20 protein-coding genes and 1 pseudogene are annotated in these 18127 nt (G+C 63.6%); 5 read left to right on the top strand and 16 right to left on the bottom strand.

Annotated elements, in window-relative coordinates:
• Window positions 1-165: 165 nt before the first annotated feature.
• Both rpoH and C7C56_RS13640 read left to right on the top strand, forming a co-directional pair.
• Window positions 166-1065, top strand: coding sequence for an RNA polymerase sigma factor RpoH (rpoH, locus tag C7C56_RS13645; protein ID WP_181373175.1), 900 nt, complete (start codon window positions 166-168; stop codon window positions 1063-1065).
• Between the two features lie 146 nt (window positions 1066-1211).
• Window positions 1212-1634, top strand: a complete 423-nt coding sequence (locus tag C7C56_RS13640; protein ID WP_106757927.1) for a hypothetical protein — start codon at window positions 1212-1214, stop codon at window positions 1632-1634.
• 256 nt (window positions 1635-1890) lie between these two features.
• On the opposite strand, the gene C7C56_RS13635 is transcribed toward C7C56_RS13640, so the two are convergent.
• The 4 genes and pseudogenes from C7C56_RS13635 to C7C56_RS13620 all read right to left on the bottom strand — a co-directional run bounded on the left by C7C56_RS13635 (window position 1891) and on the right by C7C56_RS13620 (window position 4963).
• Window positions 1891-2472: a TerD family protein gene (locus C7C56_RS13635; protein ID WP_106757926.1), complete on the bottom strand. Its 582-nt coding sequence runs from the start codon at window positions 2470-2472 to the stop codon at window positions 1891-1893.
• A 15-nt stretch (window positions 2473-2487) separates the two neighbouring features.
• A pseudogene (locus tag C7C56_RS13630) lies at window positions 2488-3170 on the bottom strand (TIGR00266 family protein).
• A gap of 60 nt (window positions 3171-3230) precedes the next feature.
• Window positions 3231-3806, bottom strand: coding sequence for a TerD family protein (locus C7C56_RS13625; protein WP_106757925.1), 576 nt, complete (start codon window positions 3804-3806; stop codon window positions 3231-3233).
• Window positions 3807-3925: 119 nt separating this feature from the next.
• The gene (locus C7C56_RS13620; RefSeq protein WP_106757924.1) at window positions 3926-4963 is read right to left on the bottom strand and encodes a DUF475 domain-containing protein; all 1038 of its coding nucleotides are present in this window, start codon (window positions 4961-4963) and stop codon (window positions 3926-3928) included.
• Window positions 4964-5073: 110 nt separating this feature from the next.
• On the opposite strand from C7C56_RS13620, the gene nhaR reads away from it, so the two are divergent.
• Both nhaR and C7C56_RS13610 read left to right on the top strand, forming a co-directional pair.
• The gene (nhaR, locus tag C7C56_RS13615) at window positions 5074-5982 is read left to right on the top strand and encodes a transcriptional activator NhaR (protein ID WP_106757923.1); all 909 of its coding nucleotides are present in this window, start codon (window positions 5074-5076) and stop codon (window positions 5980-5982) included.
• Window positions 5983-6085: 103 nt separating this feature from the next.
• Window positions 6086-7426, top strand: coding sequence for a hemolysin family protein (locus C7C56_RS13610; RefSeq protein WP_106757922.1), 1341 nt, complete (start codon window positions 6086-6088; stop codon window positions 7424-7426).
• A gap of 37 nt (window positions 7427-7463) precedes the next feature.
• Here the strand turns inward: C7C56_RS13610 and C7C56_RS13605 are convergent, their stop codons facing one another.
• From C7C56_RS13605 to C7C56_RS13580, 6 genes are read right to left on the bottom strand one after another with little or no spacing between them, the layout of a single operon-like run.
• Window positions 7464-8549: an AI-2E family transporter gene (locus C7C56_RS13605; protein WP_106757921.1), complete on the bottom strand. Its 1086-nt coding sequence runs from the start codon at window positions 8547-8549 to the stop codon at window positions 7464-7466.
• A gap of 60 nt (window positions 8550-8609) precedes the next feature.
• Window positions 8610-9203, bottom strand: coding sequence for an SCO family protein (locus C7C56_RS13600; RefSeq protein WP_106757920.1), 594 nt, complete (start codon window positions 9201-9203; stop codon window positions 8610-8612).
• 12 nt (window positions 9204-9215) lie between these two features.
• Window positions 9216-10112: a heme o synthase gene (gene cyoE / locus C7C56_RS13595; protein WP_106757919.1), complete on the bottom strand. Its 897-nt coding sequence runs from the start codon at window positions 10110-10112 to the stop codon at window positions 9216-9218.
• Complete coding sequence (locus C7C56_RS13590) at window positions 10109-11275, bottom strand: COX15/CtaA family protein (RefSeq protein ID WP_229458761.1); 1167 nt, start codon at window positions 11273-11275, stop codon at window positions 10109-10111. Before C7C56_RS13590 ends, cyoE begins: the two co-directional genes overlap by 4 nt.
• A gap of 3 nt (window positions 11276-11278) precedes the next feature.
• A complete protein-coding gene (locus tag C7C56_RS13585) occupies window positions 11279-11884 on the bottom strand; it encodes an SCO family protein (protein WP_106757917.1) in 606 nt (201 codons plus the stop codon).
• Window positions 11877-12599 carry an SURF1 family protein gene (locus C7C56_RS13580; RefSeq protein WP_106757916.1) on the bottom strand — a complete coding sequence of 241 codons (723 nt, stop codon included), beginning with the start codon at window positions 12597-12599 and terminating at the stop codon, window positions 11877-11879. The genes C7C56_RS13585 and C7C56_RS13580 overlap by 8 nt, the downstream gene beginning before the upstream one ends.
• Before the next feature lie 36 nt (window positions 12600-12635).
• On the opposite strand from C7C56_RS13580, the gene C7C56_RS13575 reads away from it, so the two are divergent.
• Complete coding sequence (locus tag C7C56_RS13575) at window positions 12636-12842, top strand: twin transmembrane helix small protein (protein WP_106757915.1); 207 nt, start codon at window positions 12636-12638, stop codon at window positions 12840-12842.
• A 182-nt stretch (window positions 12843-13024) separates the two neighbouring features.
• On the opposite strand, the gene C7C56_RS13570 is transcribed toward C7C56_RS13575, so the two are convergent.
• From C7C56_RS13570 to coxB, 6 genes are all read right to left on the bottom strand, one after another.
• Window positions 13025-13885, bottom strand: coding sequence for a cytochrome c oxidase subunit 3 (locus tag C7C56_RS13570; protein ID WP_106757931.1), 861 nt, complete (start codon window positions 13883-13885; stop codon window positions 13025-13027).
• A gap of 100 nt (window positions 13886-13985) precedes the next feature.
• A complete protein-coding gene (locus tag C7C56_RS13565; RefSeq protein WP_106757914.1) occupies window positions 13986-14225 on the bottom strand; it encodes a DUF2970 domain-containing protein in 240 nt (79 codons plus the stop codon).
• A gap of 11 nt (window positions 14226-14236) precedes the next feature.
• On the bottom strand, window positions 14237-14791 hold the full coding sequence (locus C7C56_RS13560; RefSeq protein ID WP_106757913.1) for a cytochrome c oxidase assembly protein: 555 nt from the start codon (window positions 14789-14791) through the stop codon (window positions 14237-14239).
• A gap of 6 nt (window positions 14792-14797) precedes the next feature.
• Window positions 14798-14902: a cytochrome oxidase small assembly protein gene (locus C7C56_RS29370; RefSeq protein ID WP_219933156.1), complete on the bottom strand. Its 105-nt coding sequence runs from the start codon at window positions 14900-14902 to the stop codon at window positions 14798-14800.
• A 78-nt stretch (window positions 14903-14980) separates the two neighbouring features.
• A complete protein-coding gene (gene ctaD / locus C7C56_RS13555) occupies window positions 14981-16579 on the bottom strand; it encodes a cytochrome c oxidase subunit I (protein ID WP_106757912.1) in 1599 nt (532 codons plus the stop codon).
• An 11-nt stretch (window positions 16580-16590) separates the two neighbouring features.
• Window positions 16591-17790, bottom strand: coding sequence for a cytochrome c oxidase subunit II (gene coxB / locus C7C56_RS13550; RefSeq protein WP_106757911.1), 1200 nt, complete (start codon window positions 17788-17790; stop codon window positions 16591-16593).
• Window positions 17791-18127 lie beyond the last annotated feature (337 nt).

Raw genomic sequence — 18127 nt, 5'->3', positions numbered from 1 at the left:
ACCGATTGGCAGTCTAAGCAAGAGAGTGCTAATATATGATTTCGCGTGGCGGGGAGCGCATTCAACCCACCGCCGGCGTCAGCGAGTATCCACACCGAGTCGTGCCCGGCGCCAAGCTTTGCGCCGCTCGACTATGCTGCACTGATCACACAAACGAGGAAATACATGACTATGGCGTCCGCACAATCCGCATTGGTTCCGACCAGCAATCGTGCTCTGGGACTCGGCTTCACCGGCAACCTGGGCAACATCGACGCTTATATCTCGGCCGTCAACCGCCTGCCCATGCTGACCCACGAAGAGGAAGTCTCGCTTGCCAAGCGGCTGCAGGAACTCAACGACCTCGGGGCCGCCCAGGAACTGGTGCTCTCGCACCTGCGCCTCGTCGTCTCGATCGCGCGCGGCTATCTTGGCTACGGCCTGCCGCACGCCGACCTGATTCAGGAAGGCAATATCGGCCTGATGAAGGCCGTCAAGCGTTTCGACCCCAACCAGGGCGTGCGCCTCGTGTCCTATGCGATGCATTGGATTAAGGCCGAAATGCACGAGTACATCCTCAAGAACTGGCGCCTCGTCAAAGTGGCCACCACCAAGGCCCAGCGCAAGTTGTTCTTCAACCTGCGCAGCAACAAGCTCGGCCTCGACGCGATGACCCCGACCCAGATCGACGCCCTCGCCAAGTTGCTCGACGTTAAGCGCGAAGAAGTGATCGAGATGGAGACCCGCCTGTCCGGCCGCGACATCGCCCTCGAGGCGCCCACCGACGACGAGGACGACAAGTTCTCGCCGATCGCCTATCTGTCGTCCGACCTGTCGGAGCCGACCAAGGTGCTCGAGGCGCAGCAAGTGACGCGCCTGCAGTCCGAGGGCCTCGAGACCGCGCTAGGCAAGCTCGACGCCCGCTCGCGCCGCATTGTCGAGGCGCGCTGGCTCGCCAACGACGACGGCTCGGGCGCCACGCTGCACACGCTGGCCGAGGAATTCGGCGTCTCCGCCGAACGCATCCGCCAGATCGAAGCGGCCGCGCTCAAAAAAATGAAGGCGGCGCTGACCGCTTTCGTGTAAACGTTTCGAGCACCGACCGGGGCGCCTGTTTTGGGCGCCCTTTTTCGTTGGCGCGGCGTAAGCGTCCGCCCCGGCCGCCGCGCTCACGACCGCCCCCGGTGTTCTTTGATACTATTGAATCCATCTCGATCGCAAGGGCTACCACGATGGCTATCTCTCCCCGCACCTTAAGCGCGCTTAGCATCGCCGCGATCGCGGGCGTCTTGTCCGCCTGCGCCACTGAGTCGGCAGGCACCGCCGTCAACAAGGGCCAGCACACCTTGACCCAGGGCCAGCAAGTGGCCGTCACACCCAAGCTCACGCTCAGCTTCGACAACGTCAACGACAGCCGCTGCCGCAAAGACATGGTCTGTGTCTGGGCCGGCAAGATCATCTACAACTTCACGCTGCACGGCGCCATCGACGAGACCTTCTCCCTGTCCGACAACGCGCCCCGCTACGCGTCGCCCAGCCATGCCGGGGTTCTCGTCACGCTGGCCAATCCGGGCCCGGCGCCGCTGCCGGCCGCGACCGATCCGGCGCCGGTTTACGCCGTCACGCTCAAGCTCGGCACCACCGACGCCGACTGACACGCCCGCAAACCGCCGCGCACAGCGGCACGCCACGGCACCGGCACGGCCGATACGAGGGCGCACGCGTGCCGGCCCGCGCCGGCGGCGGCAAGTCGGGACCAAAGGGAGTTTGAAGAAGCGGGGACGGGCGGAAACAGGCGGGGAAACAGGCGGAAACAGGCGGAAACAGGCGCCACCCTCGCCGGCGGTGTCAAGTGGACTGCAACCATCGCAGTCCACCAGTCAGGCGTGAAACGTGGAACGTGAAACGGGCTTACAGGTGCGGGGTGATGCGCGGCATCAGATCTTCGAAGGTGCGGCCGCTGCCGTTTTCGCCGATCGCGTGCATCTTCCATTCGCCGCCGTGGCGGTACAGCTTGGCCATCACCTGCGCCGTGTGCGCGCCCTGCACCGACAGGTCGTAGCGCGCGACCTCTTTCTTGTCCGCGGCGTTGATGATGCGGCAGTACGCGTTCTCGACCTGCGAGAAGTTCTGGCCCGTGAAGCTGTTGACGGTGAACACAAGCGACTTCACGTTGGCCGGCACTTGCGACAGGTCCACGTTGATCTGCTCGTCGTCGCCGTCGCCTTCGCCGGTGCGGTTGTCGCCCGTGTGCAGGATGCTGCCATCTTTGCTCTTGAGCTGGCGGAACCAGACGTAGTCGACCGGCTTGTTGTTCTCGTCGAACAGGATGCACGAGGCGTCGAGGTCGACGCTTTCGGATTTGCTGCCGAAACCGAACAGGCCCTTGGTCTTGATGGCGTCCCAGCCCAAGCCCATCGTGATGCGCGTGAGCGCGCCACCGGCCTCTTTGTCGAGGGAAATCTTCTGACCTTTTTGCAAACTCACTGACATGCTTGTCTCCTTGGATTAGCGTGCAACCTGGCGCGTCCAGGCTTGGAACGCGGCGCGGTTGCGCGAACATACATACACTTTGCCCTGCCCTGAAAAACGCAGGACCACGCCTTCACCGCTGGTCTGGCTGTTGATCAGGTTGCCCAGGAAACCGCTGCTGGCCCCGGTCGTGATCGAGATCTCGTAGCGTACCGAACTGTCCCAGCACACGACATGCGCATTGTCGATCGTGATGTCTTTGCCCGGTTCGACCTCGAGCCGAAACCGGAGACCACGAGCTGGCCCTTGCCCGACGTTTCGGTCACGAAAAAACCACCGCTGCCGGCGAACAAGGCGTTGCCCACGCTTTGCGTGCGCACCTTGAGTTCGACGTCGGAGCTGGCCGCGACAAATGCGCCGTCGCTGATGATGTACTGGCGCGCGCCGACGTCGACCACCTGCATGGCGCCCGGCAGCATCGGCGAGAGCAGGCAATCGCCGGCGCCCCGTACCGCTTCGATGTGCTGCTGGAAGAACGATTCGCCGTTGGCGAAGGTGCGCATCAGGGCGCTGCCCAGACCGCCCTTCATCTTGCCTTTGAGGTCGAGATTGGCCTCCATCATGACCATCGCGCCGGACTCGCAGTAGATGGTTTCGCCCTTCGCGAGCGTGGCGTGGAGGAATGGATCGACGTCGCCCGTGACTGTGAAAACCGGCATTGCTTATCCTTTGAGTCAGTGTGCGGCCCGCCGCTTGGCCGGCCGCACAGGCGATTAGACTTAGACGTTGACGCCGTAGTTCTTGGCCAGTGGGCCGAGGCCGCCTTTGAAGCCCTGGCCGATGGCGCGGAACTTCCAGTCGGTTCCGGCGCGGTAGACTTCGCCGAACACCATCGCCGCCTCGGTCGAGCCGTCTTCGGACAGGTCGTAGCGCGCGATTTCGGCGTTGCCGGCGGCGTTGATGCAGCGTACGAACGCCTTCGACACCATGCCGAAGTTCTGGCCGCGCGCCTCGGCGTCGTGGATCGTGACGCAGACGGCGATCTTGTCGACGCCGGCCGGCACATTGCCCAGTTCGATCGTGACGGTCTCGTCGTCGCCGTCGCCGTCGCCGGTGGTGTTGTCGCCCGAGTGGGTCACGGAACCGTCGGTCGATTTGAGGTTGTTGTAGAACACGAAGTCCGCGTCGGTGCGTACCTTGCCGTTGGCGTCGAGCAGGAATACCGCACCGTCGAGGTCGAAACCGGCGCCGTCGGTGGCGCGCGTGTCCCAGCCGAGGCCGACGATCAATTTCGACAGGCCCGGGGCTTCTTTGCTCAGATTGACGTTGCCGCCTTTTTGCAGACTGATTGCCATGATGTGGTTCTCCAGATAGTTGATTAAAAAAGCGCGTGGGTGTACAGCTTACTGCAATAGCGCGGCGAACCGGTGTTCGTCCGTTCGCCGCGGGTTTTTTTACGCTGCCGGTTGGATCGTCATTCTTTTGGCAGTTGCTTGCGGTGTTTCAGCGAGGACCAGAGCGAGGCGAGAATGAATGCCACGCCGATCAGGCCGGTGAACAGCTCCGGCACGTGGAACTTCATGCTCGCCAGCATGATCAGGGCCAGGATGCCGATCGCGTAGTGCGCGCCGTGCTCGAGGTAGACGTACTCGTCGAGCGTGCCCTTGCGCACCAGGTAGACCGTCATGGAACGTACGAACATGGCGCCGATGGCCAGGCCGAGCATGATGATGACGACGTCGTTGGTGATCGCGAACGCGCCGATCACGCCGTCGAACGAGAACGAGGCGTCGAGCACCTCGAGGTACAGGAAGCCGCCGATGCCGCCGCGCTTGACCATCTCGCCGACATTGGTGCCGCCCTCTTCCTCTTTTTCGAGGAAGCTGCTGATGGCGTCGACGCCGACGTAGATCAGGATGCCCCACAGGCCCGACACCAGCACCACCATCTTCTGCGCCTCGGGGACCATCGTTAGCGCGCCCATCAGGGTGCCGATCGCAATCATCACCGCCAGCGAGGACACCTTGCCCAGCGAGGCGAGCTTCTTTTCGAAGTTGCCGAGCCAGTGCATTTCCTTTTCTTCGTCGAACAGGAAGTTGAGGAACACCAGCAGCAGGAACATGCCGCCAAAGGCGGCCACCTCCGCGTGGTGCGCTGTCAGATGGCCAGAGTAGGCCTTCGGATCGTTGAGCGCGAGGTTCCACACCTCCATCAGGCCGAGGTCGGCGGCGGCGGCGACGATCACCAGCGGGAACAGCAGGCGCATGCCGAACACGGCGATGATGATGCCCACGCCGAGGAACAACTTCTGCCAAAACTCATCCCAGTTCTTGAGCACCGAGGCATTGACGACCGCGTTGTCGAACGACAGCGACACTTCCATCACGGCCAGGATGGCGGCGATCGAGAGTGCCGTGACAGCGCCCGCGAGGCCATGGTTGCTGTAGCCCCACCAGGTGGCCAGCATAAGGCAAACGGCGGTCACGACGAATGACCAGGTGAAATGCTTCATAAATAAGTCTTCCAGTATAGATATTGAATGGGCATGAGTGTAGGGCCGTCCGATTGATAAAAAAATAGGAGATAATGGAAGAGTTACTTCGCAAAAACAGAAGGATTGCTTTGAAGAACCACAATATCAATTTCAGGCACCTGTATTACTTCTGGGTGGTCGCCAAGGAGGGCAGCGTCACGCGCGCCGCCGAGCGGCTGGGGCTGGCGATCCAGACCGTCGGCACGCAGCTGGGACTGCTCGAGCAGTCGGTCGGCAAGGCCCTGTTCACGCTGCAGGGGCGGCGCCTGGTGCTGACCGAGCCGGGCCGGTTGGCGCTGAGCTATGCCGACCAGATCTTCCTGCTAGGGGAACAATTGCAGGAGGCGCTGGGCGAGGCCGACACCGGCCGCGCCCGGCTCACGGTCGGGATCTCCGATTCGGTGCCCAAGCTGACTGCGTTCCGCCTGCTCGAGCCTACCCTGCAGCTGGCCACGCCGGTGCGGCTGGTCTGTTTCGAGGGCCAGTTCGAGGCCCTGCTGGCCGACCTGGCGCTGCACAAGCTCGACGTGCTGCTGACCGACCGCGCGGTGCGCTCGGGCACCACCTTGCGCGTGTTCAGCCATCTGCTGTTCGAGAGCGAGACCATCGTGGTCGGCGCGCAGGCGCTCGCCGACAGGTACGGCCCCGGCTTTCCGAAGAACCTCAACCAGGCCCCGTTCCTGCTGCCCACGCGTAACAACGCGCTGCGCGGCAAGATCGACGAATGGTTCGAGTCGCACGAGGTGCGCCCCGACGTGGTCGGCGAATTCGAGGACAACGCCCTGCTCAACACCTTCGGGCGGCGCGGCGCGGGTCTGTTCTTCTCGCCCGCCGCGCTGGCCTCGGACCTGTCCGAGCAGCTCGGCGCGGTGCTGGTGGGCACCGTGCCGCAGGTGCGCGAACAGTTCTACGCGATCTCGAACGAGCGCAAGATCCAGCACCCGGCGGTAGAGGCGATCCTGTCGGCGGTCCACCAAAGTGGCTCGGGCACGGCCTGATCGGTATAATGGACGGGTCGAGCCGGTACGCGCCCGCATCCCCTGACCGCGGGCCAAGCCGGCGCGCGCCCAGCGCGCGCCACCCGGACCGCCCAAAAAAACTATGCAAAATATCCTGTTTGTCCTGCTCGCCCTGTTCCTGGTCGTGCTCAATGGCTTCTTCGTGGCGGCCGAATTCAGCATCGTCTCCCTGCGCAAAACGCGCATCCGCGCCATCGCCAAGACCCAGGGCCTGCGCGGGCGCATCCTGATGAAGGTCCACGGCGAACTCGACGCCTACCTGTCGGCCTGCCAGCTCGGCATCACGCTCGCCTCGCTCGGCCTCGGCTGGGTCGGCGAGCCGGCGTTCGCCAGCCTGCTCGAGCCGCTGCTGAGCGCCGCCGGGGTCACCTCGCCGAAGGTGCTGCACGGCATTTCGTTCGTGGCCGCGTTCAGCGTCATCTCCTACCTGCACATCGTGGTCGGCGAACTGGCCCCCAAATCGATGGCGATCCGCAACCCCGAAGTGGTCGGACTGTGGAGCGCGATGCCCCTGTACGGCTTCTACTGGTCGATGTACCCGTTCATCTTTGTGCTCAACAAAAGCGCCAACGCGGTGCTGCGCGTGTTCGGTATCGGCGGCGGCGGCTCGCACGACGCCCATTATTCGACCGAGGAGCTCAAACTCATTTTGCGCACCAGCCAGCCGGGCGAGAAATTCACCCGCGACGAGCGCCACATCCTGGCCCAGTCGCTCGACTTTTCCAAGATGACGGTGGCCGACCTGATGCGCCCGATCAACGAGGTGATCGCCCTGCACGCGTCCAAGTCGCTCGAGGAGAACCTGCAGACGGTGCTGCGCAACCGCTTCAGCCGCTACCCCTACTTCGCCAAGAACGGCGAGGACGTGCTCGGCGTGATCCACCTGAAGGACTTGTTTTTCGCGCAGCAGGCCGGGCACAAGATCAACGACCTGACGAGCTACCTGCGGCCGGTCGAAACCATGTCGGCGCGCACCCCGGCGCAGGAGATGTTCCGCCGCTTCCGCGACGGCGCGCCGCACTTCGCGCTGATCGGCGAAAAGGGCAAGCGCGCGGTCGGCTTCATCACGCTCGACAACCTGCTCGGCGCCATGGTCGGCGAGATCCGCGACGAATTCCGCCTCAACGAGAACGACTGGCTGCGCCAGCCCGACGGCACCTTCGTGGGCAAGGCCAGCCTGCCGATCTTCTCGCTCGAGCGCATGCTAGGGATCGACATCGACAATGAAACGCTCGGCCTCGACGAGGTCGAATCGGTCGGCGGCATGCTCATGGTCAAGCTCGGCGACATCCCGCAGCAGGGCCAGTGCATCGAGTTCCCCACCTTCGACATCGTCGTCAAGAAGATGAACGGGCCGCGCATCGTGCTGCTCAAAGTGATCCCGCGGCCCGACCGCGAGCCCGACCGGGACGAGCGCGACTAGGACGAACGCGACCTGGACGAGCGCGACCAGGAGACGATCAGGCCTTCGGTTCGCCGGGCAATTGGATCAGCGGCGGCGAACGGGTCGAGATCCAGTCGCGCAGCAGGGTGTAGCCGACCGCCAGCAAAACAGGGCCGATGAACAGGCCGACGAAGCCGAACGCGAGCACCCCGCCCAGCACGCCGAGCAACACCAGCAGGAAGGGCAGATCGCTGCCCTGGCTGATCAGCATCGGCTTGACCACGTTGTCGACCCCGCTGATGAGCACCAAGCCCCATACCAGCATGAAGATCCCCCAGCCGGTCTGGCCCTCGGTGAACAGCCAGACCGCGGCGCCACCCCAGATGATCGGCGGGCCGATCGGCACCAGCGAGCCGATGAAGGTGGCCACGCTCAGCAGCGGCACCGCCGGCACGCCGGCGATCGTGAAGCCGACCGCGGCCACGATGGCCTGCGCCAGCGCGGTGCCGAGCAGGCCGTACATGACGCCGCGCACCGTGTGGCTGACGATCTCGGCGACCTTGGCGGCGCTCTCGCCGATGATCCGGTGCATCATCACGGCGAGCGCGGCGAGGATGCGCACGCCGTCGCGGAACAGGAAGAAACTGACGAAGGCGGCCAGGCTCATCTGGGCCAGGCCGGTGCCCACCGCGACGCTCCCGACCATCAGCGTCTGGCGCGCCGGTTCGACCATGCGCTTGCCCATCTCGATCATCCGCTCGCGGTCGCCGAACACGCCGCGCACGTAGTTGTCGAGCCACTCGCCGACCACCGGCACCTGTTGCAGCCAGGCCGGCGGCACGATCTTGCCGGTTTCGAGCGCGCCCCGCAGCTGCGCGTAGAAGCGGCTGGCGTCGTCGGCGAGTTGGTAGAAGATGAGTGCGATCGGCGCGACCACGAGCAGCAGCAGGCTCAGGGTCATGACCAGCGCGGCCATCGAGCGCCGCCCCTTCATGCGCGCGAGCAGCCGCAGGTAGAGCGGCCAGGACGAGATGGCGATGGCCGCCGCGAACAGGATCGCGGGGAGGAAGGGCAGCAGCACGAATACGCAACCGGCCACGAGCAGGAAGGTCACCGTGATCTGGGGGTAGTTGCGTTCCTTACTTTCCAGGTATTCTGACATTCCCCCTCCAGCGTGACCACGGACAATCGGCCAACGCGGCGTGCCGCTACGTCGGGATAGTCAAGATAATAACTGTTTCAGATCGTGCACGATTGGAGTTGGACCGTTGCCGTGCCGCACCAGCAGGCGGATCTTGCCGTTGCGGTCGAACACATAGCTGGCCGAGGTGTGGTCGACCGAGTAGTTGTTCGGCGTGCTGCCGGCGACCTTGGCGTAGTGGATCTTGAATTCGCGGGCCACCTTGGCGGTCGCGGCGGCGTCGCCGCGCAAGCCGAGGAAGCGCTTGTCGAACGCCGGCACGTACTGCGCCAGCAGGGCCTGGGTGTCGCGCTCCGGGTCGACCGTCACAAACAACACCTGCACCTCGTCGGCCTGGGGGCCGAGCGCCTGCATCACGCCGGCCATCTCGGCCAGCGTGGTCGGGCACACGTCGGGGCAATGGGTGAAGCCGAAGAACATCAGCACGACCTTGCCCTTGAAGTCGGCCAGCGTGCGTGCCTTGCCGTTGTGGTCGGTCAGGGCGAAGTCGCGCCCGAACTCGAGGCCGGTGATGTCGTTATTGTTGAAGCTCAGCGGTTTTTTGGCGATCTTGTCGCAGCCCGGCAGCAGCACGATGCACGCGACCATCGCCATGAGGCCCAGGAATTTTTTCATCTTGTGGCAATCCTATATCTGTATCGGGATGTAATGGTCGACCAGCAGCGCCGCGAACAACAGCGACAGGTAGACGATCGAATACGTGAACGCCTTGCGCGCGACCAGGTCGGTGTAGTGGCGGTGCACGCGCCAGGAGTGCAGCAGGAAGAAGAAGTTGAGCACCACGGCCGAGGCGAGGTAGATCAGGCCGCTCATCTTGACGATGAACGGCAGCATGGTGGTGGCCGCCAGCGCGATCGCGTACAACCAAACGTGGAAGCCCGTGAAGCTCATGCCGTGCGTGACCGGCAGCATCGGCAGGCCCGACTTGGCGTAGTCGTCGCGCCGGTACATGGCCAGCGCCCAGAAATGCGGCGGCGTCCAGACAAAAATGATCAGCACCAGCAGCCAGGCCTGCATCGGCACCTCGCCCGCCACCGCTGCCCAGCCCAGCGCCGGCGGCATCGCGCCCGACAGGCCGCCGATGACGATGTTCTGCGGGGTGGCTGGCTTGAGGATCAGGGTGTAAATCAGCGCGTAGCCGACGAAGGTGACCAGCGTGAGCCACATCGTGAGCGGGTTGACCAGGAAATACAGCACGGCCATGCCGGCGCCGCCGATGATGGCCGAGAAAATGACGGTCTCTTGCTTGGTCAGCTCGCCCATGGCGGTGGCGCGGCGCGCGGTGCGCGCCATGCGCGCGTCGATCTCGGACTCGAGCAGGCAGTTGACGGCGAACGCGGCGCCGGCGAGCAGCCAGATGCCGACTGTGCCGGCGAGCACGATGCGCCAGCTCGGCAAGCCGTCGGTGGCCAGGAACATGCCGATCACGGCGCAAAACACGGCGAGCTGGGTCACGCGCGGTTTGGTCAGCGCCCAATACTGGGCGATGCGGTTGCTCGGTTTTGTTGCGGTCTGGGTGGTCATGGATGCGGCCTGGCTGACAAAATGGGCGAACTGGCGGGCGCGCCGGGCGCCGCTGCGGGAAGGGTCGCCGCCTGGGGGTTGATCATGTAGCGCAGCTTGTAGTTTAACATGGTCACCAGCAGCACAAGCAGCGCGGCCCCCGCGTTATGCAGCACCGCGATGGCGAGCGGGAAGTTGAGGTACACCGTGGCCACGCCCGAGGCGAACTGGGCCGCCAGCACGAGGCCGATGTAGCGCGCCACGGGACGCAGCGCCGGGGTCGCCCGGGCGCGCCAGGCGGTCCAGCCGAGCACGCCGATGACGACGAACGCGAAGTTGCGGTGCACCCAGTGGATCGCGGTCAGCGCCGAAAACGGCAGGTATTCGCCGCCGGCGGTCATGCCGAGCTCGCGCCAGAGCGTGAAGCCGTGCGCGAAATCCATCTCGGGCACCACCTTGCCGCCGCACAGCGGGAAGTCGAGGCAGGCCAGGGTCGCGTAGTTGGTGCTGACCCAGCCGCCGAGGGCGATCTGGAGCGCCAGCAGCGCGGCGCTGGCGAGCGCTAGCGCGCGCAGACCGAACACCACGACAGCGTCCGGGGCCGGCTTGAGCAACTGGTCCTGACGCGACCCCATCCAGACGAGCAGCGACAGCAGCGACATGCCCAGCAGCAGATGGATCGTCACGATCACCGGTTGCAGCTTGAGCGTGACGGTCCAGGCGCCGAACGCGCCCACCACCATCACCAGCAGCAGCAGCGCGCTCGGCAGCGCGGGCGCGAATGCGGCGCGGCGCGTCTTGCGCCACTGGATCCATGCGGTGGCCATGATGGCGATGCACAGGCAGCCGATGCCCATCGCAAAGTAACGGTGCAGCATTTCGATCCAGGCCTTGACCACCGTCACCGGACCGGTCGGCATGAGCGCCTCGGCCGCCTTGATGTCGGCGTGCGCGAGGAAGGGGTTGGCCGCGCCGTAGCAGCCGGGCCAGTCGGGGCAGCCGAGCCCGGAATCGGTCAGGCGCGTGAACGCGCCGAACAGGATCAGGTCGAACGTGAGGAAGACCGTGAGCCAGACCAGTTTGCGGTATTTGTTGGCGTCGCGCGAGACGTAGACCATTGCCAGCGGCACGCTCGCGACGAGCAGCCCCTTGACCGCCAGCAACATCATGGAGGACGCTTGCATGGCTTATCCGATGGCCGAGGCTTTGAGCAGCTTATTGAGATCCTTGCTCACTTTTTTCGGATCGGGCTGCTTTGGAAAACGCATCATGAGGTTGCCCAGCGGGTCGACCAGGTAGTAGTGGTCCGACACCTTGCCGCCCGCCTCGACCGGCAGCCATTGGGCCAGCGGCCCGGCCGGCGCGCGCAGCATGCGGGTGCCGTCGAGGTCGCGCATGAGCACGCTGTCGAGCGGTTCGGCGTCGGTGATCAGCCAAACCCGCTCGATGCGCGTCATGGCCTTGCCCTGCATCGTGCGCAACTGGCGCATCGTGTAGAGCTGGTCCTTGCACTCCTTGGCGCAGGCGCCCGCGCCGGTCTGCAGCATGAGCCACTTGCCCTTGTAGGCCGACAAATCGGCCGGCGCGCCGTCGAGCGTGCGCAGGCCCAGTTGCGGCACCGGATGGACCCGCGGGTCGATCAGCGTGCCGTAGTTGGTGCGTCCCTCCGGCTTGATCACGTAGTAGGTCAGGTAGGACATCAGCATCGGGGCGGCGCACACGAGCACCACGGCCAGCAGCTTCCAGCGGCCCTTGCGTTGGGCGGCACCAGTCAGTTGGGCGGTATCAGTCATTTTGTTTGCTTCCACGTCGAAATCCTGTAATCACGAAAAAGAGCAGCGCCATCAGTGCCAACGCATACCATTGAAATGCATAACCCTTGTGCTTGTCGGCGCCGAGGGCGGGCGCCGGCCAGTCGCGCACCAGTTGTTCGCCCGGCCGCGCCGGGTCGGTTTGTTCGATGAAGAACGGTTGCAGTTTGAGCCCGCTAGACGCCGCGAACTGCCCGACGCTGACATTTTGCACGATCGACTTCGGCGCCAGCGGCGTCGGTGTGCCCAGTTGCATGACCTTGCCCATGCTTTCCTTGGCGACGCCCTCGAGCGTGACCTCGCCGGCGGGCGTGTCGAACGGCGGCAGGCGTCCGTATTCGCCCGCGTGGCGCGGCAGCCAGCCGCGCGCGACCAGCACATGCAGGTCCGAACCGGCGATGCGCAGCGGCATGAGCAGGTAGAAACCCGCCCTGCCGCCCTGCGGCCGGTTGTCGAGGAACACAGGCCAGTCCTGCACGAAACTGCCGCGCACGCGCACCCGCTGGAACGTGGGCGCGGCCACCGGCTGCGGCCCGAGCAGCAAGGGCGCCTCTTGCGCGCGCGCCGCCAGTTGCTCCTGCATTGCGATCTTGCCGGCCGCGCGCCGGTCCTGCCACTGGCCGAGCGCTATCCCGAGCGCGACCAGCAGCACCGTCGCGACGAAGGGAATGGCCCGAAACCGGAAGCGGATACGCATTACAATGGAACCTTCGCTAAAAAAACCTGCCACCACATGAATATCATTATCCCGATTGCCTTCACGCTGATCATCGGATGCCTGGGCGCCGCCCTGTTCTTCATGATGCGCGACAAGGGCAAGAGCAACCGCACCGTGAACATGCTGGCCATGCGCGTGGGCCTGTCGATCACCCTGTTCATCCTGTTGCTCGCGTCCTACGGCATGGGCTGGATCGCGCCGACCGGCATCCGGATCGGCTGAACGACCCGGCCGAAACAACATCGGCCGCACAAGCCGCGGCTGAAACACGAAACCGGGGACGGATCCCAATTTGATTGCCATCAAATTGAGGTCGGTCCCCGGTTTTTTATTCTGCTTTTCTTAAGCGGCTTTTTTTATGCTGCTTTTTTATTCGCATGCGGGGCTTGCGCCCCGCCACCGCTTTACAGCCAGTAGACGACGACGTACAGGCCGAGCCAGACCACGTCGACGAAGTGCCAGTACCAAGCGGCGCCTTCGAAACCGAAGTGGTTGTCGGCCGTGAAGTGGCCTTTGAGCACGCGATAGAGTACCACCGACAGCATGATCGCGCCGAGCGTGACGTGGAATCCGTGGAAGCCGGTCAGCATGTAGAAGGTCGATCCGTAAATGCCCGAGGTCAGTTTCAGGTTCAGGTCGCTGTAGGCGTGCATGTACTCGTAGACCTGGAAGCCCATGAAGATGGCGCCGAGCAAAATGGTGGCGAACAGCCAGATCGCGGTTTGGGCCCGGTGGCCGGCGCGCAGCGCGTGGTGCGAGATGGTCAGGGTCACGCCCGACAGCAGCAGCAGCGCGGTGTTGATGGTCGGGATCCAGAACGGGGTCATGGTGGTGAAGGCGTCGGTGACGCCGGCCGGACCGCCCGAACCCCACTGGGCCGCGTAGTCGGGCCAGATGATCTTGTGGTCGAGGTCGCCGAGCCAGGGCATCGAGATCGCGCGCGCGTAGAACAGGGCGCCGAAGAAGGCCGCGAAGAACATGACCTCGGAGAAGATGAACCAGCTCATCGACCAGCGGTACGACAGGTCGATGCGTTTGTTGTACTGGCCCGCCTCGGATTCGCCGATGGCGTCGCCGAACCAGAAGTACAGCACCAGGATCGTCGCCAACACGCCGGCGATGTTCACGGCCGGACCCCAGCTGGCGTCGTTGACCCAGCCCGAGGCGCCGATCATCGTAACCAGCAGCGAGGTGCCGGCCAACATGGGCCACTTGGAGGGACCTGGCACGAAATAATACGGCGCTGCTGCGTGTGGTGCACTCATCTTCATCTCCTAAATCAAACTGTATTCGTTCAAGTATTCGTTTAAATTCTGTACTGCCGTATGACTTTTGCTTCGACTTTGCTTCGAGCTTACTTTGGTTTTACTTCGCGACAGCGATCCGCACCAGCATCACCAGCACGCCGATGAACAGCGCCACGCCGATCAGGGCCGCGATGACCACGTGGACCGGATTGAGGTTCGCGGCGTCGCGCTCGTAATCGCTGCGCTTGCGGATCCCGAAAAACGACCAGAACACGGCCTTGAGCGTGGCCCCGAAAGACGCCTTGCGCGCGGCCGGCATGGGCTGTTCACCCGCCTGCTCATCGACCTGCTCATCCATTTGCCAGATCCTTATTTCGACACGTCGGCGCCGGCGATTTCAAAAAACGTGTACGAGAGCGTGATGTTCTTCACTTCGCGCGGCAGCTTCGGGTCGATGAAGAAAACCACCGGAAACTGCCTGGCCTCGTTCGGCTTGAGCGTCTGCTGCTTGAAGCAAAAACATTCCACTTTCTTAAAGTGCGGCGTCGCCGACTGCGGCGAGTAGCTCGGTATGGCTTGCGCCGCCATCGCGCGCGACTGCGTGTTGACCACTTCGTACATCACCGTGGCCAACTCGCCCGGATGCACCTTCATGCTGCTCTGGACCGGGCGGAACCGCCACGGCCCGCGCGCATTGGCGTCGAACTCGATCGTGATCGTGCGCGACTTGTCGATCTGCGTGTTGGCGTCGCGCTCGACCGTGCCGTCGGACTGCGTCAGCACGTTGATGCCCATGATCTCGCACAGCTGCTTGTAGATCGGCACCAGCGCGTAACCGAAACCGGCCATCAGCAGCGCGCAGACGACCAGCTTGATGAGCAGCTTGCGGTTCGATTCGGTCTTGCCGGTTGGTTCAGTTGCCACGTTCGCTCACAGCCAGATTCGTTTGATAAACACCATCGCGAAAAAAAACGCGGCCAGTGCGGCGATGATCAAACCGGTCTTCAGATTGTTCGGCTTCTTTGGATCAGACATCAGACATCTTTTCAACTTAGCGGTTCTGGCGTGGCGGGCAACTCCTGCGAGCGCCCGCCAGCGCCAGTATTACTCTAATTACTTGACCGTCGGTGGGGTTTCGAAGGTGTGGAACGGGGCCGGGCTCGGCACGGTCCACTCCAGGCCTTCGGCGCCGTCCCATGGCTTGGCCGGTGCCTTGGCGCCGCCGCGGATCGCCGGGATCACCACGAAGAACAGGAAGTATGCCTGCGACAGACCGAAACCGAAGGCGCCGATGGTGGCGACGACGTTGAAGTCGGTAAACTGCGCCGAGTAATCGGCGTAGCGGCGCGGCATGCCCGCAAGTCCCAGGAAGTGCATCGGGAAGAAGGTGATGTTGAACGTGATCAGCGACAGCCAGAAGTGCATCTTGCCGCGGAACTCGCTGTACATGAAACCGGTCCACTTCGGGCTCCAGTAGTAGAAGCCCGCGAACAGCGCGAACAGCGAACCGGCCACCAGCACATAGTGGAAGTGGGCGACGACGTAGTAGGTGTCTTGCAGCTGGATGTCGATCGGGGTCACCGCCAGGATCAGGCCGGTGAAGCCGCCCATCGTGAACACGAAGATGAAGCCGACCGAGAACAGCATCGGGGTTTCGAACGTCATCGAGCCCTTCCACATCGTGGCGACCCAGTTGAACACCTTGACGCCGGTCGGCACCGCGATCAGCATCGTCGCGTACATGAAGAACAGCTGGCTCGTGACCGGCATGCCGGTGGTGAACATGTGGTGGGCCCAGACGATGAACGACAGGATCGCGATCGACGCGGTGGCGTAGACCATCGACGCGTAGCCGAACAGCGGCTTGCGAGCGAACGCCGGCAGGATCTGCGAGACGATGCCGAACGCCGGCAAAATCATGATGTAGACCTCGGGGTGGCCGAAGAACCAGAAGATGTGCTGGTACATGACCGGGTCGCCGCCGCCGGCGGCGTTAAAGAACGAGGTGCCGAAATGACGGTCGGTCAGGGTCATGGTGATCGCGCCAGCCAGAACGGGCATCACGGCGATCAGCAGGTAGGCGGTGATCAGCCAGGTCCAGCAGAACATCGGCATTTTCATCAGGGTCATGCCGGGGGCGCGCATGTTCAGGATGGTGACGATGATGTTGATCGAACCCATGATCGACGAGGCGCCCATCAGGTGCATCGCGAAAATCGCCATGTCCATGCCGGGGCCCATTTGCGTCGACAGCGGCGCGTACAGGGTCCAGCCGGCGGCGGTGGCGCCGCCGGGCACGAGGAACGAGGTTGCCAGCAGCAGCGCCGCGGGCGGCAGCAGCCAGAACGAGAAGTTGTTCATGCGGGCGAACGCCATGTCGGCGCAGCCGATCTGCAGCGGGATCATCCAGTTGGCGAAGCCGACGAAGGCCGGCATGATGGCGCCGAACACCATCACCAGGCCGTGCATGGTGGTGAGCTGGTTGAAGAACTCGGGACGGAAGAACTGCAGGCCGGGCTGGAACAGCTCGGAGCGGATCATCAGGGCCAGGATGCCGCCCGAGATCAGCATGGTCATCGAGAACCACAGGTACAGCGTGCCGATATCCTTGTGGTTGGTCGCGAACAACCAGCGGCGGTAACCGTGCGGATGGTCGTGCGCGTGGTCGTGCCCGTGGTCGTCGTGGGCCTTGTCTAGAATGCTTGTGCTCATCTAACTACTCCTTATTGCTTGCGTGCAGCCAGAACTTCGGCTGGTTGAACGATGTTTTCCGATGCTTTGTTCGACCAGTTGTTGCGGGTGTAGGTGATCACCGCAGCAATTTCCGAATTCGACATGCTGTTCCAGGCCGGCATCGCCGTCGGGAACTTGCCGCTCTTGAGACCGTTGAGCAGGACATCGATGTGGGCCGCTTTCGGGCCGTTCACGATGGCCGAGCCGTCGAGCGCGGCGAAGGCGCCCTCGGAGCCCTGGCCGTTGGCCATGTGGCAGACGGCGCAGTTCTTGGCGTACACGTCGGCGCCCTTGGTGTTGAGTTCGTCGAGGGTCCAGACCTTGCTTGGGTCTTCGGCCAGCAGGGCCATTTCCTTGTTCTTTCCCTCGACCCACGCCGTGTATTCCTTGTCGGTGACGACCCGGACCACGATCGGCATGAAGGCGTGCTCCTTGCCGCACAGCTCGGCGCATTGGCCGCGGAAGGTGCCGGTGCGCTCGGACTTGAACCAGGTGTCGCGCACGAAACCGGGGATCGCATCTTGCTTGACGCCGAAGGCGGGGATCATCCACGCGTGGATCACGTCGTTGGCGGTCAGCACGATGCGGATCTTCTTGTTGACCGGCACCACGACTTCGTTGTCCACCTCCATCAGGTAGTGGGCGCCGCGGGCCTGGGTGGCGGCGACGCCCGGCTGGCCGATCTGCTCGCGCGGGGTCGACAGGTTCGACAGGAAGGTGATGCCCTTGCCCTCGCCCTCGAGGTAGTCGTAACCCCACTTCCATTGCATGCCGGTAGCTTTAATGGTGATGTCGGCGTTCGAGGTGTCTTTCATGTCGACCACGGTGCTCGTGGCCGGCAGCGCCATGACGATGACGATCAGGAAGGGAATGATGGTCCATGCGATCTCGACGGCGGTCGACTCGTGGAACGTCGCCGGCTTGTGGCCGACCGATTTGCGGTGCTTGAGGATGGAGTAGAACATCACGCCGAACACTGCCACGAAAATGACGATGCAAACAGCCATCATGCCGTTGTGCAGCGTGTAGATTTCCTTGGCGATCTGCGTCGCCGGCTCCGCCAGATTGAGCTGATAATCCACCGGCGCGCCCCCCGGCGTCGCCGGCGCGGCCGGTGCGGCCAACGCTGGGATACCGGCGCCCACCGCCAGGCCGAGCATCAAGGCTTGAAGTCGCTTTGCATATGTCATGTTTTCCCCAACCACCCAAAAATAAAAATCTTTTTATGACGTCCGACCCCGTCAATGCTGGCGCCGCCGCTCCTAAACCATCGCACAAAAAGGCCCCATGCCGGCCCGGGGCGCAAAAAACGCCGTGGGCCCGGCTGGAACCGGGACATCGATCACAGGTGAACTGAAAACACTGATGAGCGCTGACTTGCCATTGCTTTCGGCCGAACCGGGGCGCGGGAAGCCTTGAATTCGAGCGCTTCAACCCCAGAGTCGACAAAATTAGTCATTGATTATACTAAAGGACTAGCTCCACCATCAAGGAGTAATGCGTTGCCCCATAGGCACTTTGGCGCGA

This window comes from Massilia glaciei, from assembly GCF_003011895.2.
Lineage (GTDB): Bacteria > Pseudomonadota > Gammaproteobacteria > Burkholderiales > Burkholderiaceae_D > Telluria_A > Telluria_A glaciei.
This window is presented reverse-complemented; position numbering and strand designations above follow the sequence as displayed.

What these genes read in the sequence shown, in the direction of transcription:
- cyoE (WP_106757919.1), bottom strand. Translation starts at nt 10,112, where the DNA reads ATGACCACCCAGACCGCAACAAAACCGAGCAACCGCATCGCCCAGTAT.
- C7C56_RS13635 (WP_106757926.1), bottom strand. Translation starts at nt 2,472, where the DNA reads ATGTCAGTGAGTTTGCAAAAAGGTCAGAAGATTTCCCTCGACAAAGAG.
- ctaD (WP_106757912.1), bottom strand. Translation starts at nt 16,579, where the DNA reads ATGAGCACAAGCATTCTAGACAAGGCCCACGACGACCACGGGCACGAC.
- rpoH (WP_181373175.1), top strand. Translation starts at nt 166, where the DNA reads ATGACTATGGCGTCCGCACAATCCGCATTGGTTCCGACCAGCAATCGT.
- C7C56_RS13605 (WP_106757921.1), bottom strand. Translation starts at nt 8,549, where the DNA reads ATGTCAGAATACCTGGAAAGTAAGGAACGCAACTACCCCCAGATCACG.
- C7C56_RS13575 (WP_106757915.1), top strand. Translation starts at nt 12,636, where the DNA reads ATGAATATCATTATCCCGATTGCCTTCACGCTGATCATCGGATGCCTG.
- C7C56_RS13580 (WP_106757916.1), bottom strand. Translation starts at nt 12,599, where the DNA reads ATGCGTATCCGCTTCCGGTTTCGGGCCATTCCCTTCGTCGCGACGGTG.
- C7C56_RS13620 (WP_106757924.1), bottom strand. Translation starts at nt 4,963, where the DNA reads ATGAAGCATTTCACCTGGTCATTCGTCGTGACCGCCGTTTGCCTTATG.
- C7C56_RS13640 (WP_106757927.1), top strand. Translation starts at nt 1,212, where the DNA reads ATGGCTATCTCTCCCCGCACCTTAAGCGCGCTTAGCATCGCCGCGATC.
- coxB (WP_106757911.1), bottom strand. Translation starts at nt 17,790, where the DNA reads ATGACATATGCAAAGCGACTTCAAGCCTTGATGCTCGGCCTGGCGGTG.
- C7C56_RS13590 (WP_229458761.1), bottom strand. Translation starts at nt 11,275, where the DNA reads ATGCAAGCGTCCTCCATGATGTTGCTGGCGGTCAAGGGGCTGCTCGTC.
- C7C56_RS13600 (WP_106757920.1), bottom strand. Translation starts at nt 9,203, where the DNA reads ATGAAAAAATTCCTGGGCCTCATGGCGATGGTCGCGTGCATCGTGCTG.
- C7C56_RS13625 (WP_106757925.1), bottom strand. Translation starts at nt 3,806, where the DNA reads ATGGCAATCAGTCTGCAAAAAGGCGGCAACGTCAATCTGAGCAAAGAA.
- C7C56_RS13570 (WP_106757931.1), bottom strand. Translation starts at nt 13,885, where the DNA reads ATGAGTGCACCACACGCAGCAGCGCCGTATTATTTCGTGCCAGGTCCC.
- C7C56_RS13565 (WP_106757914.1), bottom strand. Translation starts at nt 14,225, where the DNA reads ATGGATGAGCAGGTCGATGAGCAGGCGGGTGAACAGCCCATGCCGGCC.
- C7C56_RS13610 (WP_106757922.1), top strand. Translation starts at nt 6,086, where the DNA reads ATGCAAAATATCCTGTTTGTCCTGCTCGCCCTGTTCCTGGTCGTGCTC.
- C7C56_RS13585 (WP_106757917.1), bottom strand. Translation starts at nt 11,884, where the DNA reads ATGACTGATACCGCCCAACTGACTGGTGCCGCCCAACGCAAGGGCCGC.
- C7C56_RS29370 (WP_219933156.1), bottom strand. Translation starts at nt 14,902, where the DNA reads ATGTCTGATCCAAAGAAGCCGAACAATCTGAAGACCGGTTTGATCATC.